This window comes from Janthinobacterium sp. SUN137 (assembly GCF_030587265.1).
Classification (GTDB): Bacteria; Pseudomonadota; Gammaproteobacteria; order Burkholderiales; family Burkholderiaceae_D; genus Janthinobacterium; species Janthinobacterium kumbetense.
Genome location: NZ_JAPWHZ010000022.1, coordinates 1 through 2083 on the forward strand (window position 1 = coordinate 1; position 2083 = coordinate 2083).

Annotated in this window: 1 protein-coding gene; it reads left to right on the plus strand. The window is 64.3% G+C overall.

The annotated features are described in order from the left end of the window. A partial coding sequence (locus tag O3298_RS29100; RefSeq protein WP_305061203.1) for a condensation domain-containing protein occupies nt 1-2083 on the plus strand: 2083 nt, incomplete at both ends.

Below are 2083 nucleotides of genomic sequence, written 5' to 3' on the forward strand. Positions count from 1 at the left end.
CGGTTCGCGCCTGTACAAGACGGGCGACCTGGCGCGCTTCCTGGCCGACGGCAACATCGACTACCTGGGCCGGCTGGACCATCAGGTCAAGCTGCGCGGGCTGAGGATCGAACTGGGCGAGATCGAGGCGGCGCTGCGCGCGCTGCCGCAGGTGCGCGACGCGGTGGTGCTGGCGCGCGAAGACCAGCCGGGCGACCAGCGCCTGGTGGGCTATGTGGTCAGGAACGACATCGACATTGACCGCGCAGCGCTCCAGCTTACCCTGCAGGCCAGTCTGCCGGCTTACATGGTGCCATCCGTGTGGGTGACGCTCGATGCGCTGCCGCTGAACCCGAACGGCAAGGTCGACCGCAAGGCGCTGCCTGTACCGGATGCAAGCCTGTCGCAGGCCGGGTATGTGGCGCCGCGCAGCGAAACGGAGCAGAAGTTGGCGGCGATCTGGGCGGAGGTGCTCAAGGTCGAACGTGTCGGCATTCACGACAACTTCTTCGAGTTGGGCGGCCATTCGCTGCTGGCCGTGCGCTTGCTGTCGGCGATGGAGCAGGCCGGGGTCAAGGCCGACGTACGCGGTATGTATGCGGCTGCCACCCTGGCAGAGCTGGCGGCGGCAATTGACGTCTCACCGGCCGGCGCAGCGGCTTTCGCCGCACCGCCGAACCGCATTCCCGCCGCGTGCCAGCGCATCACGCCGGACATGCTGCCGCTGATCGATCTGACCCAGGACGAGATCGACCGAATCGTGGCCACCGTGCCCGGTGGCGCGGCCAACGTGCAGGATATTTATCCGCTGGCACCGCTGCAGGAGGGGATGTACTTCTATCACCTGATGCACCGCGAGAGCGATCCGTATGTCATTCCGTCGCTGTTCGCAGTCGACACGCCGGCGCAGTTCGAGGCGCTGCTGGACGCTTTGCGCAGTGTGATTGCGCGGCATGACGTACTGCGCACCGCCATTCTGTCCGACCAGCTGCGGGTTCCGGCGCAGGTCGTGTATCGCCAGCTTGAGCTCAATGTCGAGATGATCGAACTGGGCACGGCAAGCGATCCGCAAAGCCAATTAGAAGCTCGCTTCAACAGGCCGATGGATCTTTCCAGAGCGCCGATGCTGGAAGTTTGCGTCGCGCGCGAGCCGCACACGGGCAAGGTGTATGTGCTGTTCCGAAGTCACCATCTGATCGACGACGCTACCTCGTCGATGCTGCTGCATCGGGAAATCCAGGCGCATTTGGGTGGCCAGGCGGCAGCTCTGGCGGAGCCGGTTCCCTATCGAGAATTCCTCGCGCATGCGCTTGACCAGGCCGGCCGCAGCGATATCGAGGACTTTTTCCGCAAGACCTTGGGTGATGTGACAGAGCCGACCGCGCCTTTCAGGTTGCTCAACGTGCATGGCGATGGTAGCGCGACCGTTGAGGACAGCAAAGCGCTGGACGCGGCGCTGGCGCGCGATATTCGCCAAGTGGCAAGGCGGCGCAGGATTAGCCCCGCAACTCTGTTCCACGCGGCCTGTGCGCTGGTCATCGGCGCCTGCAGCGCGCGCGACGACGTGGTGTTCGGCACCGTGCTGTCCGGGCGCCTGCAAGGCACGGCCGGCGCAAGCAACATGCTGGGCATGTTCATCAACACGCTGCCGCTGCGCCTGAAGCTTGAAGGCATCAGCGTGGATAGTCTTGTGACGCAGACGGAGTTGGCGCTGCGTGAGCTGCTGTCCTACGAACAGGCACCGCTATCGCTGGCGCAGCGCTGCAGTGGCTTGGCAAGCCACGTGCCGCTGTTTAGTGCGATTCTGAATTATCGCAATGCCGCTCGATCGGCAGACGGGCAGGGCACGGATACCTCGGCGGACGACATCGCGCTGCTTGCCTACAGACTGCGCACCAATTATCCGATGACGATTTCTATCGATGATCGGGGCGATGACTTCCTGATCGATGCGCATGTCCATCACAGCATTGTTCCGTTGCGCGTGATCGCCTATCTGGAGCAGGCGCTGGCCGGTCTGGTGCAGGCGCTGCGGTCGCAGCCGGACATGAACGCCGGCGATATTTCGGTGCTGCCGCCGCAGGAGCGCGAGCAGTTGCTGGCG